We start from the raw sequence: 621 nt of genomic DNA, 5'->3' as shown, positions 1-621 counted from the left end.
GTACTTCTTTCATAGCCCACAAAGAGTTACTTAAACCAATGTTCGTCGGTCTCAGCCTGTGTACTCGAATAGCTCACATACAGACTTGAACAATTGTTCAGTTGATACTGGCATTGTAGGGGTAATAAAAATGGTATCGTCACCCGCTACTACGCCAAGAATACCCTCGGATTTACCTAACGAGTCGAGTAGGCGAGCAATAAGCTGTGCTGCGCCAGGACCTGTGTGAATGACAACCAATGCCGCATTGTGATCGATGTCTAAAACCAGTTCACGTAGAGAGCTGCTTACTGTTGGTACGCCCAGCTCAGCCGGTAGGCAGTACACCATTTCCATTTTTGCGTTACGAGTACGAACAGCACCAAACTTGGTCAGCATACGTGAAACTTTAGATTGGTTAATGCTTTCAAAGCCTTGCTGCTTGAGTGCGTCAACAATTTCACCCTGTGAGCCAAAGCTCTCTTCTTTTAGCAGGGCTTTAAAGGCGCGGACTAGGTTATCTTGTTTCTCTGAATTGCGCATAGTCATTATGATTCTCTTAGTACGTGTCAGCAATTTTGCATATTCTCGCATATATATTCATGCAGTGCCAAAAAGTCCCGGCATTCTGTTAGTTGCATC

The 621-nt window shown here is 44.8% G+C and carries 1 protein-coding gene; it reads right to left on the bottom strand.

Going from position 1 to position 621, the window contains the following annotated elements; genetic code table 11:
• Positions 1-51 precede the first annotated feature (51 nt).
• Positions 52-522, bottom strand: coding sequence for a transcriptional regulator ArgR (gene argR, locus R7R78_RS27475; RefSeq protein WP_005430583.1), 471 nt, complete (start codon positions 520-522; stop codon positions 52-54).
• Between the last annotated feature and the right edge of the window lie 99 nt (positions 523-621).

Source organism: Vibrio sp. 2134-1 (assembly GCF_033339495.1).
This window is presented reverse-complemented; position numbering and strand designations above follow the sequence as displayed.

Excerpts from the sequence above, each read along its gene's own strand:
- argR (WP_005430583.1), bottom strand. The coding sequence starts at position 522 with ATGCGCAATTCAGAGAAACAAGATAACCTAGTCCGCGCCTTTAAAGCC.